Here is an 18,435-nt window from a genome sequence, read left to right on the forward strand (position 1 = left end):
GGAAACCGCTTCCGCCCGTTCACACTTTCTGGAGCCAGTCCCGGTAATGGGTGGGCGCCAGGTGGGCGTCCGGGCCCGCGGTCAGCACGTCGCCGGTGACGGCCGCGAACATTCCGGCCTCGTCGTCGGTGACGACGGTCCGGGCGTCGTGGTGCGCCGCCAGCGTGACCCGGCCGAGTTCGTCGAGGGAGAAGACGTCGGGGCCCGCGACATTCCTGATTCCCAGCAGCGGCTCGCCCGTCGCGACCTCGATGACCGCGTCGACGATGTCGGCGGCGGCGATCGGCTGGAGGCGGGTTGTCGGCAGGTGGACGGTGTCGCCGTCGGCGGTCCAGTCCATGACCGCGTCGACGAATTCGAAGAATTGGGTGGCGCGGACGATGGAGTACGGGGTCGGCCCCTGTCTGAGCAGTTCCTCCTGCATGGTCTTGGCGCGGTAGTAGTCGAGCTGGGGGACCTGGTCGACCCCGACGATCGACAGGACGACCTGGTGCCGGACTCCGGCCCGCTCCCCCGCCCTGAGCAAATTGTTCATCGAGGTGCGGAAGAAGTCGATGGAGGCCTCGTCGAATGTCGGCGAATTGGCCAGGTCGATCACGACATCCGCGCCGGCCAGCGCCCGGTCGAGCCCCTCTCCGGTGATCAGGTCCACGCCCGTGGACGGCGCCGCGGGGACCGCCTGGTGCCCGGCCTCGGTCAACTTCCGCACCACCTGGGAGCCGATTCGTCCGGTACCGCCGATGACTGTGAGCTTCATGATTCGCACCTTTCACGACGTGCCGCCGGCACGCCGGGGTTCGTGGAGATCGGTTGCGCTGACGTCGGAAGTCCTTTTCGTGGCCCACTCGGACCGAATCCGCTCTCACTCGCCGTCGGGCCCGAGCGGTCGACCACCAGCTGCCGATACAGCATCCCATCGGCCCATCGATGACACCACGGGTCTGCCGGATGGCGACCGGTTCGAGACCTTCCCACGGACCGTCGCACCCGCGATCACATCGGGAACCGATCGACGCAGAGCGGGGGCTCTCCCGAACATCGATCTGGACATCGGATCAGTAAGTTAATGGACGTTCACAGTACGATCGCCAATCTCATGCGGCAACATGACACACCGGAAGAACGCTCAAGATGCTCTATATATCGAGCTTTCGAGTTCGTTCAGGTCCCGAACGACCGTCGATAAGTTACTCTTTGTTTCTTCAAGATTGATCGGACGAAGGGGTGCGATACGCGGTCGGGAGCGGTTCTTCGCGTTTCAGCACAGCCTGGGTTACCCGGTCTACACGCTCCCGGAGGCCTTCCAGGCCACGCAGTCGGTGCGGCCGGAGGCGATCGCGCTGCGGGTGAGCGGCGGCAGGGAATACAGCTGGCGGGAATACGCGCGCGAGGTCCGGCGGATCACGGCGGGCCTGGCCGCGCTCGACATCCGCTTCGGCGACACCGTGGGCATCATGCTGACCAATCGGCCCGAATTCCACCTCGTCGACACCGCCGCACTCCACGTCGGGGCCACCCCGTTCTCGATCTACAACACGCTGCCGCCCGCGCAGATCGCCTACATCTGCGCGAACGCGGGCAACCGGATCATGATCACCGAACAGCAGTTCCTGCCGAGGCTGCTCCAGTCCGGTGTCGCCTTCGACCACATCGTCTGCGTGGACGGGCTCTCGCCCGGCGTCATGTCACTCGCGCAACTGGTGCGCATGTCGGCCCCCGATTTCGATTTCGAGGCACGCTGGCGTGAGGTCCGCCCCGACGACCTGGCCACCATCAGCTACACCTCGGGAACGACGGGCCCGCCCAAAGGTGTCGAGCTGACTCACGGCAATATCCTCGCCCAGCTCGTCGGCCTCGGCGAACACCTGCCCGCCGAGCACGGCGATCGGATCGTGTCCTATCTGCCCGCGGCACATATCGCCGACCGCATCACCGCGCACTACGCCGGAATGGTGCGGGGTATCCAGGTGACTTCGGTCGCCGACCCGCACCTGATGGCCGCCGTCCTCCCGGAAGTGCGCCCCACGGTGCTCTTCGGTGTGCCGAGGGTCTGGCAGAAGGCGCGCGCCGCGATCGAATCGCGTATCGATGCCGAACCGAGTCACGCCAGGAAAGCACTCGCCCTCTGGGCATTCGAGATCGGTCGCCGCGCCGCGGACGCGGAAACCCGCCGTGTGCCGCGTTACCGGCGGCTGCCGGTCCGCCGCCGGATCGCCGATGCCCTGGTGTTGTCGCGGGTCCGGCGACAGTTGGGTATGGACTGCATTCGGTTCGCGGCATCGGGGGCCGCCCCGGTGTCGGCGGATCTGCTCGCGTATTTCGCGGGTCTGGGCATCCGGCTGACCCAGGTGTGGGGCCTGTCGGAGGCGGCCGGGGTCAGCACGACCACGACACTGGACGATCCGGCCTTCGGCAGCGTCGGCCGACCCGTGCACGGGACCGAGATCGCCCTGGCCGCCGACGGCGAGATCATGGTTCGCGGACCCATGGTCATGCTCGGATACCACCGCGATCCCGAGACCACCGCACGCGCGTTCCGCGCCGGGAATTGGCTCGCCACAGGAGATCTCGGATCCGTCGACACCGCGGGGAACCTGTTCGTCGTCGGGCGCAAGAGCGAGATGATCATCAACGACGCGGGAAAGAACATCGCGCCCGCCGCCATCGAGAACGCGATCAAGGCCGCGTCCTTCCTGATCGGACACGTCATGGTCATCGGCGAGGCCAGACCGTATCTGACCGCGCTGATCACCCTCGACCCGGACGCCATCGCGGCGGACTCGGCCGCCGCGGGCGTGCTCGCCGCCGATATCGACATCCTCGTCCACCGACCCGGAATCCGCGAGAAGGTCGTGGCCGCGGTCCGCGACGGCAACGCCACGGTGTCACGCCCGGAACAGGTGAAGCGGTTCATCCTGCTCGACCACGCCTGGACTCCCGGCGACGAGGAACTCACCCCGAAGATGTCGCTGCGCCGCTACGTGGTCGAGCGCAATTACGCCGCCTCGATCGAATCGCTCTATTCGGATCCGCTCGCACCGGGAGTCGTCGATGTCGCCGTACGACAGTCGATTCCGACGCCGCCGCGTCGCGTCAGGCGTCACAATTGGCGCTAGCACCGTTCGTACTGCTACGGGCCACGCCGGTCCTCGGTCACCTCGATACGCGGGTGATCGCGGCGAGCCAGGCGGGTGCGCCGTTGTCGTGGAATCTCGTGTGGATCCGGTCGCGTTCGATCGTGACGACTTTCCAGCCTCGGTCCGGGGCGAAGGCGGTGTCGAGCTCGTCGCGTCGGACCGGGTGCGGGCCGGTCTCGGGGCCCTCGTCGCTGAAGCACAGCACGTACAGCGTGGCGCCCGGTTCGGTCACCGCGGCCAGGCTGTCCGCATACGGTGCGCGCTCGTCCGCGCCGAAGGTGTGGAACAGTCCGGAGTCCAGGACGGTGTCGAAGGTGCGGCCGAGCCGGTGCAACGCGAACGCGTCGGCGGTCGCGAATTCGACTGTGATGCCTCGACTTTCGGCCTGTTCGCGCGCCATCGCCGAGGCGGTTTCGGCGACGTCGACGCCGAGCACCGACAGTCCCGAGGCGGCCAGGTGCAGGGCGTTCGCGCCGGTGCCGCAGCCCGCGTCGAGGACGGCGCCGGTGAATCCGCCGTCCGACGCGATCCGTACCACGGCGGGTTGCGGGCCGCCGATATCCCACGGCGCGGGACCGTCGCGATAGGAGGCGTCCCAGGGCAGGCCGGTCATGCGTTCGTGACCGGTGGGAGTGCGATCGTCGAACGGGTCGTCCGCGAAGGCTCCCGGTTGCTCGGACATCCGACCTCTCCGACCGACACCGCCGCCGAATCGCCGGACGCGCATTCGCGGATCTCGGTCTTCCCGTGCACCCGATTATCCACCGCACCCGCTCGGGATCCGTTCGCGGTTCCGATTGCGGTCGCGGTTCCGGTGCCTATGTCGGTGGCGGTGGCGGTGGCGGTGGCGGTGATCATCGGCTCGGTAGGGTGCCTGCGTGGTCGACATACCCATTCCGCGCGGATTGATCGAGTCCCAGTTCACCTATGCCGGGGCGGGTGGTCAGGCCTTCATCGCGGCGCTGCCGGAACGGATGGACGAATTTCTCCGGCGCTGGGAATTGCGGGTCGACGGTGGCCCGATGCACGGAATGGCCGCGCTCGTATTGCCGGTGGTGCGCCCGGACGGTACCCGCGCGGCGATCAAATTCCAGCACCGCGACGAGGAGAGCGAGGGCGAGCCGATCGCGCTGCGGGTGTGGGACGGCGACGGAGCGGTCCGGCTCCTGGACCACGACGAGGAGACCGGCACGTTGCTGCTCGAACGCCTCGACGCCGCACGGATGTTGTCGACGATCGCGGCGAGAGGAGCGGCGGATACCCGTCGGGCCGTGCTGATCATCGCCGAATTGCTCGCACGACTCACCTCGGTCCAGGCACCGCCGGGAACGCGTCGACTCGGCGACATCGCACGTCGGATGGTGGCGGACCTGCCGACGGCGTTGACCGCCGTCGACGACCCCGACGCGCGCCACCTGCTCGAATCATGTGGTAGCGCGGTGCGCGAAGTGATGGACGACGCCGGTGATCGGCTGCTGCACTGGGATCTGCACTTCGAGAACGTCCTGGCGGGCGATCGCGAACCATGGCTCGCCATCGATCCGAAACCACTGGCTGGCGATCCCGGATTCGATCTGATGCCCGCGATCGACAACAGTTTCGCTCCCGAGGACGTGCTCTGGCGCTTCGACGCGATGACCGAGATCATCGGGCTCGACCGGGCGCGAGCGAAGGCGTGGACGTTGGGGCGGGTACTCCAGAACTGCCTGTGGGAGATCGAGGACGGGCGGCCGCTCGTGCCGGATCACCTGGAGGTGGCGCGCCGACTTCTGCGATCTCGCTGAGTCCTCGGGCGCGACCCCGCGCTCGCGGTACGCGTCGGGATCAGGTACGCGGTGGTGTTCGCGCTCACCGCGTGCGGCCTCTACACCGTCGCGGTCGACGAACCGTTCGGCGTCACCACCGAGCCGCGCTGGCTCGGCGCGAAGATCCTACTGTACTCGGCGTCCATCGCCGCCGGACTCGGCATCCGAATGACGTTGCGCCCCTTCGGCCCCGCGTTCGGCGCGCTGATGACGACCGGCTCGACCGACGAGGTTGAACGCGCCATCCGGCGCAGCGTCGACGGCTGCCTGCCCTACGTCTGGACGATCTGGGGCAGTGTGCTCGCCGCCGCCGCGCTCGGCGTGCTCAAACCCGGCGCGAACCTCTGAATATCAACCCGCGTAACCCAATTGCGCCGATATGGCACGACCGGATTTGAGCAGGATCGGGACGAATTCGTCGATGCGGGGCTCGAAGCGCGACAGCGGGGCGCAGACGCTGATGGCCGCCATGACGCCGCCGTCGTGATCGAGGATGGGAGCGGCGATGGAGGCCACGCCGATCTGGCGTTCGCCGAGCGAGATCGCGTATCCGCGTTTGCGGGTCGCGGTCAGTTCGGCGCGCAGGGCGGTGCGGCTGGTGATCGTGTCGTCGGTGAAGGCGACCAGGTCCTGCCTGCGCAGGTAATCGTCGATGTCCTGTTTGCCGAGGTAGGCCAGGATCACTTTCGACGAACTGCCCGCGTAGAGCGGATACGGAACGCCCAGAGACACTTCCACGCGCAGTTCGTGATCGGGCACCACCTGGTCGACGTACATTCTCGTGTCACCGCGGCGGATCGACAACGTCACCGTCTCGCCGGTCAGCGACGCCAGGCGACGCAACTCGGGCGCGGCCATGATGCGTAAATCGGTGCGCGCCATGTACGCCCGGCCGAGCGCGATGGCGGCGTGGCCGAGGGTGTAGCGCCGCGTGGACGGTTCGAACGCGATCAGGTCGCGGTTGCGTAGCGCGGTGAGGATGCGATGGACAGCCGCCTTGGTGATGCCGAGTTCGGTGGCGATCTCGGTGACGCCGAGGTCGGCGCGACCGGAGCGGCCGAACAGCAGCAGGACGTCCATGGCGCGCTCGACGGCGGCGATGGATCGACTGGGACTTTCGGGTTCACTGACTGCCACTCGGCCAGTGTAAGCAGGAAATTTCCCTATGGGAAACGGACGACACACCCGTTCCCCTTGCACGAACCGAGACCTAGCGTTACGTTGTGGGAGACAGCGTTTCGACCAACGAAACGAGATACGCGGTGGATCCCCCATTCTTCCGGGCGGTCCCGGCGCAATGGGCCAGCGGCGTCACCGTGGTGACCACGGCCGGCAACGGTGACGGCCGCAGATACGGCACGACGGCCAGTTCGTTCAGCAGCGTCGCCGTCGACCCGCCGCTGATCTCGGTCTGCCTGGCCTCGGCGGGCTCCACGTACCGGATGATCCGGCGCAGCGGCGTCTTCGCCGTGAATATGCTCGGCCACGATCACCGGGATATCAGCGACCGTTTCGCGAACGGCGACTGGGATACCGCCTGGACCGGATCCCCCGTGCTGGCCGATTCGCTGGCCTGGCTGGACTGCGTCGTCACAGCCTGTCATCCGGCCGGTGATCACACCATACTGCTCGGATCGGTGCAGGACGCGGCGACGCCGCGGTCAGCCGCTCCCCTGCTCTACCACGCCCGCACCTACTACGAGGGACTCGTCAGATGATCGGTGAACGACTTGTCGAAGATATGACCGCGGACGAACGCGACCGCGCGCGGCGGGTGGATTCGATCCTGCCCGTGTTGCGCGCGGCGGCCGACCACGCCGACACCACGGGAACCTTCCCGGCGGGCCACGTCGATCTGCTGCGCGACGCGGGCCTGCTCGGCCTGGTCGTGCCGGAGAAATTCGGCGGACTCGGCGGCGGACTGCGCGACCTGGCCGCCGCCACCTACGCGATGGGCACCGCCTGTCCCTCGACCGCGCTGGCGTACTTCTTCCACAACACCAGCGCCTCGCGCGGCCTGTTACCGCTGGAGGCGATCGACGCCGGACTGTTCGACGCGGACGAGATACCGGTGGTGCGGGCATTCGCGGAGAAGGTCCTCACCCGTATGGCCGACGGGGTGTGGCTGGCCAATTTCGCCTCCGAATCGGTGAAGACCGAAGCGGCCAACATCACCATCGCCACCACCGCGAGCAAGGTCGACGGCGGCTGGATTCTCAACGGCGAGAAGTCGTTCGGCTGCGCGACCGGCGTCGCCGACTACTACCTCACCTCGGCCAAACTCGACGGCCACGACACCGCCGACGGAATCGCGACGTTCTTCGTTCCGCGCGACGCGCCGGGGGTGAGCGTGCGCGCGCCGTGGAACGGGCTCGGCATGCGGGCAACGGCCAACAACGGCATCCGGCTCACCGATGTGTTCATCGCCGACGACGAGGCGCTCGGGGTGCCGGGCGCGTTTCCCAAGATGCTCACCAGGAGCCGGGGCAGTTTCGTCGGGAATCAGCTCGCGATCGCGGCGGTGTACACCGGCTGCGCGCAGAACGTCTACGACGAGGCATTGGCCGCCGCCACCTCGAAAACCTTCGCCGACACCGGAAATCCGGTGGCGTCCTCACCGGTGCACCAGGTGCTGTTCGGCGAGATGACCCCGCAATTGCAGACCGCCTACCTGTGGCAGCGCTATCAGCTCATGGTCGAGACCGCCGAGCCGGCGTTCAAGTCGAAGCAGGATGTCTTCACCCAGTGGCGCCTGGGCAAAGGCTCGGTCACCGAGGCGTGTTTCCATGTGGCACTCGGGGCGCTCAAGGCGGGCGGCACCTCCGCGGCATCGATGCAGGGTTCGGCCGGGCGCGCGCTGCGCGATCTCGCGATGGGCCTGGTCATGACCTTTCCCGCCGAACGCGGCATGCTCGAGGTCGCCGAGATCGCGACCGAGGCGAAAGCCAACGAACTGTTCGCCACCGCACCGGCCGAGGTGGGGTGATGGACACACGACTGACGCCGATCATGGATTTCGTCGACGGCGAATGGGGCGATGCGACGATCGATCTCGGCTTCGACCTGGAAGATCCGGCCACCGGCGCGACGACGGTCCGCGCGGTGGGTAGTACGCCCGCGCGGGTCGAGCGCAGTCTCGAAGTGGTCGCGGCGGCGCGTGGGCGGATCGACCCCGACATGCTCGATGCCATCGCCGACGCACTGGAACCGGAACTGGACGCGATCGCCGCGCTCGACGCGGTGAGCACCGGGGTGCCGTTGAGCCAGACCGCACCGCTCGGCGTGATCGTCTCCGGATCGTTCCGCCTTGCCGCACAACAGGTTCGGAGTCGGATCGGTGCCGGTCACCGAACCGGCGGCGGTGGCGGCCGTTGTGCGAGATGCGCACGAGGGTTTCCGCGTGTGGTCACGCCGTCCGATGGCCGAGCGGCTGGTCGTGCTGGGCGAAGCCGCCGACGTGATCGCCTCCCGCATTCCCGAGTTGGCGCTGCTGCTCGCGCGCGAGTCGGGCAAACCGGTGGCCGACTGCCGGGGCGAGATCGGTTTCGCGGTCACCTATCTGCGCTGGGTGTGCGCGAAAGCTCCTGCGGTACTGGCCGGTTCGATGTTCGACGACGACCAGGGCCGTCTGGATCTGGTGGCGCGGCCGTACGGGGTCGTCGTCGCGATCACCCCGTGGAACGCGCCGATCATCCTGTCCATGCTCAAGGTGGCCCCGGCGCTGGCGGCGGGGAATACCGTCGTCCTCAAACCGTCGCCGCTGGCCCCGCTGACCGTGTCGGCGGTGGCGGCACTCCTGCCCGAGACCACCGTCGTGCCCGGCGGTCCCGACACCGTGCTCGCGCTCGTCGAGCACGAATCGGTCCGCAAGATCGCGTTCACCGGGGGTGCGGCCGCGGGGCGCGATATCGCCGCCGCGGCGAGGCGGGCACTGACGCCGATCCTGCTGGAACTCGGAGGAAACGATCCGGCGATATTCCTCGACGATTTCGCCCTGACAGACGCCGATTACGAACGGTTCGTGCTGGCGTCGTTCGCGACGGCGGGCCAGGTCTGCATGGCGGCCAAACGCCTCTACGTGCCGCGCGCACGCGGTGACGAATTCGTGCATTCCTATCGGGCGGCGGCAGCACGCATTCTGCGTGTAGGTGATCCGACGTCGGAGGAGGTCACCATGGGGCCGGTGGTCACGCGCGGTGCGGCGGAACGGGTGAGCGGACTGCTCGCCGATGCGGCGCGGCGCGGCGGGCAGCTGGTCCCCTTGGCGTCCGTACCCGACGGTGATGGCTATTTCCTCACTCCCACACTGGTTCTCGGCTTATCCGATGATGCCGACCTGGTCCGGCTCGAACAGTTCGGCCCCGCGTTGCCCGTGCTCACCTATGACAGCGAAGACGAGGCCCTCACCCGCGCCAACGACGGCGAACTCGGACTCGGCGCGTCGGTGTGGTCGGCCGACGAGGATCGGGCCTTCGCCGTCGCCGCGCGCGTCGAGGCGGGTTTCACCTTCGTCAATACGCACAATCGCACCGGTATGTCGCTACGCGCGCCGTTCGGCGGGATCAAGGGCAGTGGATTCGGGCGCGAATACGCCGAAGAAGGGTTGCGCGAGTACGCGCAAACCGTCGTACGGCACGCACCGGCGGCATTCCGGCGGGACGGGACGGGGGCGGCGGCCAATGCCTATCCGGCGGGCGGAACCGGGCGCACGCGGTCAGCGCCGGTAGTCGACCACGGCGCGATCGGCCAGGCGCGGCACCAGCCAGGCCGCGAGTTCGAGGTGCGCGGGGTGGGCCTGATATCCGCGCAGCGCCTCGGCGGAATCGTGCACCGTGGTCATGCACAGGTCGTAGGACACTTCCGTGCCCGCCTCGTCGAGTTCGATGGCGATGGTGCTGATCTCGGGTACCGACCGCGCCATCGCCAGCAGTTTGCGCTTGGCCTCGAAGGCGTCGGACCTGTTGATCGTCGGGCGCCAGGCGGCGTGCTCGATCCCGTCCGCCGGATCAGTTCCGCTTCATGGTGCCGACACTCAGCGAACCGCCGGTGTCGGTGCGCAACTTCTTCTCTTCCGCACGGACGTAGCCGACGGGATCCTTGTCAACGGGCCGGACGCCCGCGTAATTGCGCGCCTCGTAGGCGGCGAAGGTGACCGCCAACCGGTGGCGGCGGTCCAGGCTCGCCAAGCGGCGGAAGTCGGTGAGACCCTCGCGCTCTTCCTCGCCCATGTGGTCACTGTTCGCCGCATTCGCCGCTGCCACAGCCGCATACCAGTCGTCGGTACCGGTCCGATGACGCGCTACCTCGGCGATCGCGTCCCTGATGTCGTTGTGGTCGCCGATGGCGTCGAGTGTCTCGTCCTCCACGCCGCTCTTGCGCCGGGCGGCAATGCCGACCTGAAGCAGCGCCGGGTAGAAGATCTCCTCCTCCGCCTGCGCGTGCAGTTCGAGGAAGGCCGCCAGTCTGTCCCAGATTACGGAAAGCACGGCGACCTCCGAACGATCGATCTGCTCCAGGATCGCGAACAGCCGCCGTTGCTCGTGGTGGTCGTCGAGAATCAGTTCGGTGATGTCCACAATTCCTCCCTGACAACGTGTTTCAGGTGAGCGATGAACGTCGGTGACTTACCTACCCGGCATACCCTTCGGGGGGCGACGATAACGCATCGGTGAGTAGAAGCACGGCTGCCGCACCGCCCACAGCACGCTCATCGATGGAAACACGGTGTCGCGTCAGAGGGGGCGGCTGATGAGGCTGCGCCCTTACACCCGGCTGATCCCGATCGGAGAACCGGTTTTCGCGGCGCCCGCCGCGTAGACGCGGACACCAACGGTGTCCACGGTGCGCGGTGGTGTCGGTGGGTTTCTGTAGCGTCATGGTCTGTGGAGACTGGGGAACACATCCGAGAGCTCGCTGACCGCATCGTGGCGCTGCGCGAGGCCTACTACCAGGGCTCGCCGCTGGTCGCGGACGCCGACTACGACACGGTCGAGGACGAGCTGCGCGCCCTGATCGCGGCGCACCCCGAGCTCGCGCCGGACCCGAATCCGTTGGAGCAGGTCGGCGCGCCCGCGGTGCTGCACGCCCCGATCCGGCATTCGCGGCCGATGCTGTCGTTGGAGAAGTCGACAACGCCCGAGCAGGTGGCGGCGTTCTTCGACCGTTTCCCCGGCCAGCCGGTGGTGGTGATGCCCAAACTCGACGGCCTGTCGCTGGCGTTGGTGTTCGAGGACGGGGCGCTGGTGCGCGCGATCACCAGGGGTGACGGCACCACCGGTGACGACGTGACGATGCTGGTCCGCGCGTTGGTCGACGGCGTCCCCGAGCGGATCGATTCCCGGGGGCGGGTGGAGGTGCGCGGCGAGGCGGTGATGCTGCGATCGACCTTCCTCGCCTACAACACCGCACATCCGGACAAACCCCTGATCAATCCGCGCAATGCCGCCGCGGGCACGCTTCGCGCGAAGGACCCGGCCACGGTCGCCGAACGCCGCCTGCAATTCTTCGGTTTCGACCTGGATACCGACGACGACACGGCGGTCGACCTCGGAGAGGGACTGCGGGCGCTGGGGGTAGCGGGGGCGCAGATGCGGTTGTGCGCCGACGCCGAACAGGCGCAGGCGGCGATCACCGCGATCGAGCGGGATCGCAACGAACTGGACTACGACCTCGACGGCGCGGTACTGCGACTGGCCGACCGTGACGCCTACGCGGCGGCCGGGACCCGGTCCAACTCGCCGCGTGGCGCGCTGGCGTTCAAATTCGCCGCCGAGGAGAAGACCACGCTGCTGCGCGAGGTGATCTGGGATGTCGGCAAGACCGGCAAGATCGTGCCGGTCGCGTGGCTCGAGCCGGTGTTCGTCGGCGGCACGACCGTCACCAAGGCGACGCTGGCCAACCAGGAGGTGATCCGCGCCCGCGATATCAAGGTCGGTGACACCGTCCTGGTACGTCGCGCGGGTGATGTGATCCCGTTCGTGGCGGGCGTCCTCGACGCCTCCAAACGCACCGGCGAGGAACTCGAGATCGTGCCGCCCACCGCCTGCCCCTCGTGCGCGCAGCCGGTGACCGAACAGGGAAACAGCCGAGAACTGTTCTGCACCAACGTCTCCTGTCCCGCGCAGACGGTCCGCAGACTCATCCACTGGGCCTCGCGCGCCGCGGCCGACATCGACGCCATCGGCGGAGTCTGGATCGAACGCCTCGCCGAGGCGGGCATCCTGGAGCACCCGTCGGACTTCTACACGCTCACCAAGGAGCGCCTGCTCGAATTCGATCGCGTCGGTGAGGTCTCGGCCGCGCGGATGATCGACTCGATCGACGCCAGCCGCCAGGTCGGTCTGCGCCGTGCGCTGATCGGGCTGGCGATCCCGATGGCCTCCGACGGCACCGCCGCCCGGCTGGCCCGCGCGGGATTCGGCTCACTGGAGGAGGTCGCCGACGCGGGTGAGGAACGACTCGTCGCGGTGGAAGACATAGGACCGAAGGTCGCGGCCTCGCTGGTCGCGCACCTCACGCGTCTGCGCCCGGAACTGGAACGGCTGCGCGAGCGGGGTGTCGGTCTCGACGTCCGCGCGGAGGACCTACCGCCCGTCGTCGCGGCAGGTGCGCCCCTGGCGGGCAAGACGGTGGTGATCACCGGCGCGCTCAGTGACCCGCGCTCCGGAGAGAAGGTGGCTCGCCCGACGTTCCAGCGTCTGTGCGAGAAGGCGGGCGCGACGGCGGCGTCGTCGGTGTCGGCGAATACCGACATGCTCATCACCGGCGCCGGGGTCGGGGAGAGCAAACTGACCAAGGCGGAGAAGCTCGGCGTCGAGGTCATCGACCAAGCGACGATCTGGAACCTGCTGATCACCGCCAAGGTCGTCTAGACCTTCGACGGATTGCCCGATGTGCCTCGCGGCGGTAGCCGGCCGGTGTCAACGATCATCGGTCGGCGCCGTGATGGGGCCGCGTTCTGGGTACGATTCTTTTCCACGCTCGGTGAGGTTGCGAGAGTCGGGTATTCGGCTGACAGACAGGATGGGGGGGTGAGTACCTCCCACCGGATCCGACCATCGGCTGACCGACTTCGGGGAACTGTGTTGCCGGGTCGGCAGGGCGGGTGCTCACCCGGCTCGCCCGGTGGTCCCGTCACCTCCACGCCGCCGAGCCTTGTCAGGGTCGATATGGAGCCGAACACCCTTGTACACCACCGTGTTCAGCGCATCGTCATCGTTGCAGGGGTCGCCGGATTCGGCAGGATCCGGCAGTTCGGCGATCTCCTCGATGACGATCTGTGCTCGCGTTGCGCCGGGATCGAACATCTCCTGAAACGGCCCGACGAACGAGCCCCCGAGGCCGCGATGTTTCGCCCGAAGAGCCGCCCACCCGAACAGTGCCAACGGGCCGATGGTGACGATAAGCAGTAGCAAGTCCCCGCCCATGCCCACGAGGGTACCGAGCCGGCTATCCGGCAAGGGCGAAGGTGACCTGGGTTCGGTGCGGGTGGGAGGTGCGGATATGCGTTGTCGCCGGGTGGTGCGCAATCACGGACAGAAACGATTCGGTCTGCTCGGGATGTGGGCACCATCGGCTGCCGTTTCCGATGTCACGAGAGGTCGTCGTCGACGGGTAGCGCAGGGTGAGTGAGAGCTGTCGAATCCGGTCGTCGTCTCCGTCGTCGGTGATCACTTGGCGGGTGATGTCGTAGACGAATTCTTGCTGGTCGCCGGAGTATGTGCCCCACTGGAACAGCAGCATGTCGCCGTCGCTGGCGAGGTCGACATCCGTGACGCGATGGTGGGCATAGAACATGGTCATGGCGTCGACCGCGGTGGTTGCGGACGCAGCACTCACGGCGTCGCGCGCAGGCCGGGTTCATCGAGGGCGTCGAGCAATTCGTCGATGGCGGCGCGTACTCGCGCCGCGAAGGTTCGGTCGCCGGTCGATGTCTCGTCGGTGGCCCATTCCTTTTCGACCGCGACGCTCGGGCGAATATCGATATGCCGCCGGGAGTGTCGATCGAGCCAGTCGCGCAGGCCGGGCAGTTCGCGGTCGGTGAGGTAGCTGCGGTCGACGAGCCATCGGCCGAATCGGGGATCGGCGATCTCCTCTCGCGGGCGACGTCCCGCGTGCGGGAGGTCCCGCGTCCATCGGCCGATGTAGTCGCGGCCGGTCAGGGCCATGGCGGGATACCACCGCTGCTCGGGTCGCGAAGTGTGGTACGCCAGATGCAGATTCGCCCCGATCGACCAGCCACGGTACTCAAGGGCGAGTAGTCCGTCGACCACGGTCGGATTCGGATAGAAGGCGGTGTACTGCGGTTTCAATTCGCCGACCCACGCACCGAGCCGCACGGTGTCTCCCGCCCACCACATGCTCACCCGTTGCGTCGTCGTGACGCCGTGAACGAATTTGACGGTGGCGTACACGTCGTGTTCCGTGGCCGATACCCCGGTGGCCCGTTCGAGGATCGCGCGCAACCTGCTCCGTTGGTGCTGGATCTCGGCGGTGGACCACGTCATGGCAGCAGGATACTGCGCGGGCGGTGTCTCGGGACCTCGGACAACGCGAACTCCTTTGTACCGCAGCGAAGTCGCCGCGACAGCGGTTACTCCACGCTGATCCAGTAGCGGCGTGCGGGTCCGAGCGGGGTTTCCCGAATGCCTTCGAGGACACCGCCGTGCCGTTCGATGGTCTTGGCCGAGGCGATGTTGTCGACGGCGCAGACGATCAGCACCCGATTCATGCCGAGTTTCGCAGCCTCGCCGAGCATCCGGCCCAGCGCCCACCCCGCGTACCCGTGACCGCGCGCGGACGGTCGGATGCCGAAGCCGATATGGCCTGCCCAGCGCGCGTGATCGTCGAACTCGTGCCGCAGCGCGATCCCGCCGAGCACGCTGTCGCCTTCGACGATCCATCGGTAAGCGCAAGGCGCACCGCTCGCCTCGTCCGATTCGGCGGTCAACCGTGCCACCCAGTCCGCGAAACCGGCGGGCGCGTCGACCTCGTCGGAGGGTCGCAGCCCGAAGCCGTCTTCGTGCGGGCCGGGTCCCCATTCGGCGTGCGCCTGGAGCCACGCGGTGTGTAGACGCGTGGTGGGAGTGATCAGGGCGGGCATATCGCGACGGTACTGCGGTCCCGCCGAGCCTTCGAATGATTTCGACAGCGCGCCGAACGGTCGACCGAAGCCCATTCGCGTTTCTCCGAACGAGCCGAACGCCGCGCGGGCGTCGCTCACCGCTCGTTACGTCCGAATGTATTGCCTGTTGCCTGCCTGGACACGCGATCGGCAGGGGGGACAGAATTCGAGTCGATTGGAAACACTGTTTCGATCTACGGAACACCATCCGCTGCGGAAAGAGGACGATGCCGTGAGTCGAGTCGCGGCCGCGCAATTCGCCGCGGGCACGGAGGTGACCGTCGATCTGGCCGCGTGCCTGCGCGCCATCGATGCCGCCGCCGAGGCGAACGCCGAACTCGTCGTGCTGCCGGAGTTCTGTCACCACCTATCCTGGTACGCCGATCGGGAGCACGCACGGCGCGCGGCCTGCCGGATCGGTGACGAGTTCCTCACCGCGGTCGCCGAACGTGCGGCACGGCACAGCCTCTACGTCAAGATCGGCGTCGGCCTCGCCCGCGACGACGGCCGCACGACGGCGACGAGCCTGCTCTACGGACCGGACGGCGCGCTGCTCGGCGAGTCCGACAAACAGGTCCTGATGGGCGCGGAGAACGACTACTTCGATCCGGGCGACACCGATTCGCCCGTGATCGACACCCCGATCGGGCGGCTGGGGATGTACGCGTGCATGGAAGGCGTCATCAACGAGGTCACCCGCTCACTGGCGGTGCGCGGCGCGCAGATCCTGTTGAACAGTCTCAACTCCTTCGCCGTCGACGAGGCGAGTCTGCACGTGCCGGTGCGGGCGGCGGAGAACAAGGTGTGGGTGGTCGCCTCGAACAAGGTCGGGCCGCTGCTGCCGGAAGAACTCGTTCCGGAGATCGCCGCGCGCCTCGGGGTTCCGCCGGACCGGCTGCACGGCGCGGGGGAAAGCCAGATCGTCGCGCCGGACGGCACGGTGGTCGCTATCGCGCCGCCGACCGGTGAGGCGATCGTCGTCGCCGATATCGATGTCGCGCGCGCCGATGACAAGATCCGGCCCGACGGCACGGATCTGCTGGCCGCGCGACGTCCCGAGATCTATCACCCGCTCGCCGAACCGTCCGCCCGGACAGCACCGCCCGGCGCTCCTTTCGTCACGGCCGCGGTGGTGGCCGCCGACGTCGCGCTGATCCGCGCCGCCGCCAGCGCCGGGGCCGCGCTGATCGTGCTGCCGGAACTGGCCGATATCCCGCTGGGCGATCTCGTCGACGCGCTCGCCGATTCGACCGCGCACACGGTGGTCTCGGTGCGCGATGGTGCGGCCAACCACGGACTGCTGGTGAACGCGGGAGGCGTGGTGGGCCATCAGCCGCAACTGCATCCGACGCATCGGCACCCGTGGCTGACAGAGCTCGGCGACGGCCTGCTCGTCTTCGAATTGCCGTGGGGCCGTGTGGCGATCGTGGTCGGCGACGACGCGGTCTTCCCCGAGACGTTCCGGCTGGCCGCGGTCGCCGACGCCGACGTCGTCGCGGTCACCCACACGCCGTCCGAGCCGTGGGAGTTGCGGCTCGGCCTGGCCGAACGGTCGGCGGAGAACCGACTCAACATCGCCGCCGCCGGGTACGACGCGGACGGCGAATTCCGTGGCGCGTGTTATGCGCTGAGCCCGGATTTCACGCTGTGGACCGCGTGGCGTGGTCCGTTCACCGGGGTCATCAGCCATCCGGTCGTGAGCGCGACGGTCGCCGGGTCGGTGAGTCTCAGCGCCGCCCTGCGGCCCGCCCAAGCGGTGAACCGCAATGTCTCCAAGGGCACGAATCTCGTGGACGGGCGTCCGCTGCGGCCGCTCGCCATCGCAACGTCAGGAACGGAAGTGATCAGGTGAGCGAAACGCTGCGACACGTCGAGCAGATGGTCGACGAGAATCCGCGGACCGACGTGAGCGAGACCTTCACCGAATGGCGGGCTCTGCTCACCGAATTGAAGGATCGGCTCGCGGCGCGGTTCGAATTGACGCGCGACCCGTCCACCGTCGATCTGGAACACTACGGCGACCCGGAAACCGGTCCGGCCGGAAGTCTGGCCGCCTACACCGGTCCCGAGGTCGACTGGCTGGTGCACTCGTGGATCGGCGACCCCGGCACCGGATTCGTGAACCTGCACCTGACGCTGTGGCTCGGCCCCCAGGCCCGGGTCCCGCATCTGGCGATCGCGTTGCTGCTGTGGCCGGAGGGCTGGTTCTACGTCGACGCCGTACCCCGAGGCGATATGGTCGGCGACGGCGACTACTTCGACAGTTACTACGCCGAATTGACCGAACGGCTGGTCCGCGCGCTGTGGGGCGGCGACCGCGTCCTACCAGGGCCGGTCGCGTGAGCGCGAGACGCCGTCCACCCCGAATCGCCGGAAGACATCCATGAGCATCATCCGTTCCCTGTGGTGGTCGGTCCGCACCGACGGGACCGCACCCTTCGATACCGCGCACCTGAAGGTCTACTACCCGGCGGAGGTCCGCGGTGACGACGCCGAACGTCTCACCGGCGTCTTCGGGGCCGATCCGGCGAACGCGCCGTATCCGGTGGTCCTGTTCCTGTCCGGGGTGAACGTCGGCCAGGACGCCTACCGCCGTTTCGCCACCGCCATCGCCGAAAACGGTTTCGTCGTCGTCACTTTCGACAGGGTCGCCGAACTGTTCGGCGGACAGTTCGGGCTCACGCCCGGCGTCGACCTCGCCGCCGCCCGGCCCGACACCTACGGCACCGCGGCGCCGGGCACGGTGCTGCCCGCACAGGTCACCTGCCCGGTCCTGCTCGGTGTCGGAACCAACGACGGCGTCATCATGGGCAGTGCCGACCGCTACGGCGAGGACGGGCTGGAACGGCCCGATCCGGTCGCCCGCACCTTCGAGGAGGCGCTGCCCGAAGGCGAGAATCTACTGGCGATCATCAAGGGCGCCAACCACTTCGCCATCGCCGATGCCGATCCGACCGCCGCGCGGGCATTCCTGGATGGGCCCGCCGACAGCGACGCGATGCCCGCCTTCTCCCGGCTGACCGCGCTGTTCCTGCACACCCATGTGTCGGGTTCGGCACGCGCGCGAGCCGAACTGTCCGCGTTCGGCGACGTCTCCGTTTCCGACGATGGTGTCGTCCTGCACCGCCGATAGGAGCGAGCACACATGCTGAAGAACTTCTGATACGCACTGGAATTCGCGGAGAAGGTCACCCGGAAACCGATCAGGGTGACCTGTCTCGGCCAGGATTTCGTCCTCTACCGGGGCGAATCCGGCGCACCGGTCTGCCTGTCGGATCTGTGCGTGCATCGCGGCGGATCCCTGGCGATGGGCAGCCTCGTCGGGGACCGCATCGCCTGCCCCTATCACGGCTGGCAGTACAACCCGGAT

General features: G+C 67.9%; 18 protein-coding genes and 2 pseudogenes. 11 read left to right on the plus strand and 9 right to left on the minus strand.

The genetic code is table 11. The features are described 5' to 3' along the window. Window positions 1-19: 19 nt before the first annotated feature. The gene (locus OG225_RS18655) at window positions 20-757 is read right to left on the minus strand and encodes an SDR family oxidoreductase (protein WP_405182835.1); all 738 of its coding nucleotides are present in this window, start codon (window positions 755-757) and stop codon (window positions 20-22) included. Window positions 758-1,208: 451 nt separating this feature from the next. Between OG225_RS18655 and OG225_RS18660 the strand changes: the two genes are divergently transcribed. Beyond that, window positions 1,209-3,116, plus strand: a complete 1,908-nt coding sequence (locus OG225_RS18660) for an AMP-dependent synthetase/ligase (protein ID WP_405182836.1) — start codon at window positions 1,209-1,211, stop codon at window positions 3,114-3,116. 37 nt (window positions 3,117-3,153) lie between these two features. On the opposite strand, the gene OG225_RS18665 is transcribed toward OG225_RS18660, so the two are convergent. Continuing rightward, window positions 3,154-3,819 carry a class I SAM-dependent methyltransferase gene (locus tag OG225_RS18665; protein ID WP_405182837.1) on the minus strand — a complete coding sequence of 222 codons (666 nt, stop codon included), beginning with the start codon at window positions 3,817-3,819 and terminating at the stop codon, window positions 3,154-3,156. A 196-nt stretch (window positions 3,820-4,015) separates the two neighbouring features. Here OG225_RS18665 and OG225_RS18670 point away from each other — a divergent pair, with 196 nt between their 5' ends. Both OG225_RS18670 and OG225_RS18675 read left to right on the plus strand, forming a co-directional pair. Then, a complete protein-coding gene (locus OG225_RS18670; RefSeq protein ID WP_405182838.1) occupies window positions 4,016-4,921 on the plus strand; it encodes an aminoglycoside phosphotransferase family protein in 906 nt (301 codons plus the stop codon). A gap of 54 nt (window positions 4,922-4,975) precedes the next feature. Continuing rightward, window positions 4,976-5,290 carry a hypothetical protein gene (locus tag OG225_RS18675; protein WP_405182839.1) on the plus strand — a complete coding sequence of 105 codons (315 nt, stop codon included), beginning with the start codon at window positions 4,976-4,978 and terminating at the stop codon, window positions 5,288-5,290. 3 nt (window positions 5,291-5,293) lie between these two features. On the opposite strand, the gene OG225_RS18680 is transcribed toward OG225_RS18675, so the two are convergent. Further along, window positions 5,294-6,079: an IclR family transcriptional regulator gene (locus OG225_RS18680; RefSeq protein WP_405182840.1), complete on the minus strand. Its 786-nt coding sequence runs from the start codon at window positions 6,077-6,079 to the stop codon at window positions 5,294-5,296. Between the two features lie 125 nt (window positions 6,080-6,204). Here OG225_RS18680 and OG225_RS18685 point away from each other — a divergent pair, with 125 nt between their 5' ends. From OG225_RS18685 to OG225_RS18695, 3 genes and pseudogenes are all read left to right on the plus strand, one after another. Next, window positions 6,205-6,660 (plus strand): flavin reductase family protein, encoded by a 456-nt coding sequence (locus OG225_RS18685; RefSeq protein ID WP_405182841.1) that lies wholly within the window; start codon window positions 6,205-6,207, stop codon window positions 6,658-6,660. Beyond that, on the plus strand, window positions 6,657-7,928 hold the full coding sequence (locus OG225_RS18690; protein WP_405182842.1) for an acyl-CoA dehydrogenase family protein: 1,272 nt from the start codon (window positions 6,657-6,659) through the stop codon (window positions 7,926-7,928). The genes OG225_RS18685 and OG225_RS18690 overlap by 4 nt, the downstream gene beginning before the upstream one ends. 321 nt (window positions 7,929-8,249) lie before the next feature. Then, window positions 8,250-9,554 (plus strand): annotated as a pseudogene (locus OG225_RS18695) (aldehyde dehydrogenase family protein); the annotation flags it as partial. 102 nt (window positions 9,555-9,656) lie between these two features. Here the strand turns inward: OG225_RS18695 and OG225_RS18700 are convergent. Continuing rightward, entirely contained in the window at window positions 9,657-9,863 is a 207-nt protein-coding gene (locus OG225_RS18700; protein ID WP_405183297.1) for a Dabb family protein, read from the minus strand. 85 nt (window positions 9,864-9,948) lie between these two features. After that, entirely contained in the window at window positions 9,949-10,518 is a 570-nt protein-coding gene (locus OG225_RS18705; RefSeq protein ID WP_405182843.1) for a hemerythrin domain-containing protein, read from the minus strand. A gap of 306 nt (window positions 10,519-10,824) precedes the next feature. On the opposite strand from OG225_RS18705, the gene ligA reads away from it, so the two are divergent. Then, on the plus strand, window positions 10,825-12,813 hold the full coding sequence (ligA, locus tag OG225_RS18710; RefSeq protein WP_405182844.1) for an NAD-dependent DNA ligase LigA: 1,989 nt from the start codon (window positions 10,825-10,827) through the stop codon (window positions 12,811-12,813). 237 nt (window positions 12,814-13,050) lie between these two features. Here the strand turns inward: ligA and OG225_RS18715 are convergent, their stop codons facing one another. From OG225_RS18715 to OG225_RS18730, 4 genes are all read right to left on the minus strand, one after another. Next, on the minus strand, window positions 13,051-13,368 hold the full coding sequence (locus OG225_RS18715; RefSeq protein ID WP_405182845.1) for a hypothetical protein: 318 nt from the start codon (window positions 13,366-13,368) through the stop codon (window positions 13,051-13,053). A gap of 22 nt (window positions 13,369-13,390) precedes the next feature. Continuing rightward, entirely contained in the window at window positions 13,391-13,780 is a 390-nt protein-coding gene (locus tag OG225_RS18720) for a hypothetical protein (protein WP_405182846.1), read from the minus strand. Further along, window positions 13,777-14,448: a hypothetical protein gene (locus tag OG225_RS18725; protein WP_405182847.1), complete on the minus strand. Its 672-nt coding sequence runs from the start codon at window positions 14,446-14,448 to the stop codon at window positions 13,777-13,779. The genes OG225_RS18720 and OG225_RS18725 overlap by 4 nt, the downstream gene beginning before the upstream one ends. Before the next feature lie 86 nt (window positions 14,449-14,534). Beyond that, window positions 14,535-15,044 (minus strand): GNAT family N-acetyltransferase, encoded by a 510-nt coding sequence (locus OG225_RS18730; RefSeq protein WP_405182848.1) that lies wholly within the window; start codon window positions 15,042-15,044, stop codon window positions 14,535-14,537. A gap of 253 nt (window positions 15,045-15,297) precedes the next feature. Here OG225_RS18730 and OG225_RS18735 point away from each other — a divergent pair, with 253 nt between their 5' ends. From OG225_RS18735 to OG225_RS18750, 4 genes and pseudogenes are all read left to right on the plus strand, one after another. Further along, window positions 15,298-16,917 carry a nitrilase-related carbon-nitrogen hydrolase gene (locus tag OG225_RS18735; protein WP_405182849.1) on the plus strand — a complete coding sequence of 540 codons (1,620 nt, stop codon included), beginning with the start codon at window positions 15,298-15,300 and terminating at the stop codon, window positions 16,915-16,917. Continuing rightward, the gene (locus OG225_RS18740; protein WP_405182850.1) at window positions 16,914-17,408 is read left to right on the plus strand and encodes a hypothetical protein; all 495 of its coding nucleotides are present in this window, start codon (window positions 16,914-16,916) and stop codon (window positions 17,406-17,408) included. Before OG225_RS18735 ends, OG225_RS18740 begins: the two co-directional genes overlap by 4 nt. Before the next feature lie 40 nt (window positions 17,409-17,448). Further along, on the plus strand, window positions 17,449-18,198 hold the full coding sequence (locus OG225_RS18745) for an alpha/beta hydrolase (RefSeq protein ID WP_405182851.1): 750 nt from the start codon (window positions 17,449-17,451) through the stop codon (window positions 18,196-18,198). Window positions 18,199-18,273: 75 nt separating this feature from the next. Beyond that, window positions 18,274-18,411, plus strand: a pseudogene (locus OG225_RS18750) (Rieske 2Fe-2S domain-containing protein); the annotation flags it as partial. Window positions 18,412-18,435 lie beyond the last annotated feature (24 nt).

The organism is Nocardia sp. NBC_01377, assembly GCF_045040005.1.
Classification (GTDB): domain Bacteria; phylum Actinomycetota; class Actinomycetes; order Mycobacteriales; family Mycobacteriaceae; genus Nocardia; species Nocardia noduli.

What these genes read in the sequence shown, in the direction of transcription:
- OG225_RS18655 (WP_405182835.1), bottom strand. Translation starts at nt 757, where the DNA reads ATGAAGCTCACAGTCATCGGCGGTACCGGACGAATCGGCTCCCAGGTG.
- OG225_RS18715 (WP_405182845.1), bottom strand. Translation starts at nt 13,368, where the DNA reads ATGGGCGGGGACTTGCTACTGCTTATCGTCACCATCGGCCCGTTGGCA.
- OG225_RS18725 (WP_405182847.1), bottom strand. Translation starts at nt 14,448, where the DNA reads ATGACGTGGTCCACCGCCGAGATCCAGCACCAACGGAGCAGGTTGCGC.
- OG225_RS18730 (WP_405182848.1), bottom strand. Translation starts at nt 15,044, where the DNA reads ATGCCCGCCCTGATCACTCCCACCACGCGTCTACACACCGCGTGGCTC.
- OG225_RS18665 (WP_405182837.1), bottom strand. Translation starts at nt 3,819, where the DNA reads ATGTCCGAGCAACCGGGAGCCTTCGCGGACGACCCGTTCGACGATCGC.
- OG225_RS18745 (WP_405182851.1), top strand. Translation starts at nt 17,449, where the DNA reads ATGAGCATCATCCGTTCCCTGTGGTGGTCGGTCCGCACCGACGGGACC.
- OG225_RS18690 (WP_405182842.1), top strand. Translation starts at nt 6,657, where the DNA reads ATGATCGGTGAACGACTTGTCGAAGATATGACCGCGGACGAACGCGAC.
- OG225_RS18700 (WP_405183297.1), bottom strand. Translation starts at nt 9,863, where the DNA reads ATGGCGCGGTCGGTACCCGAGATCAGCACCATCGCCATCGAACTCGAC.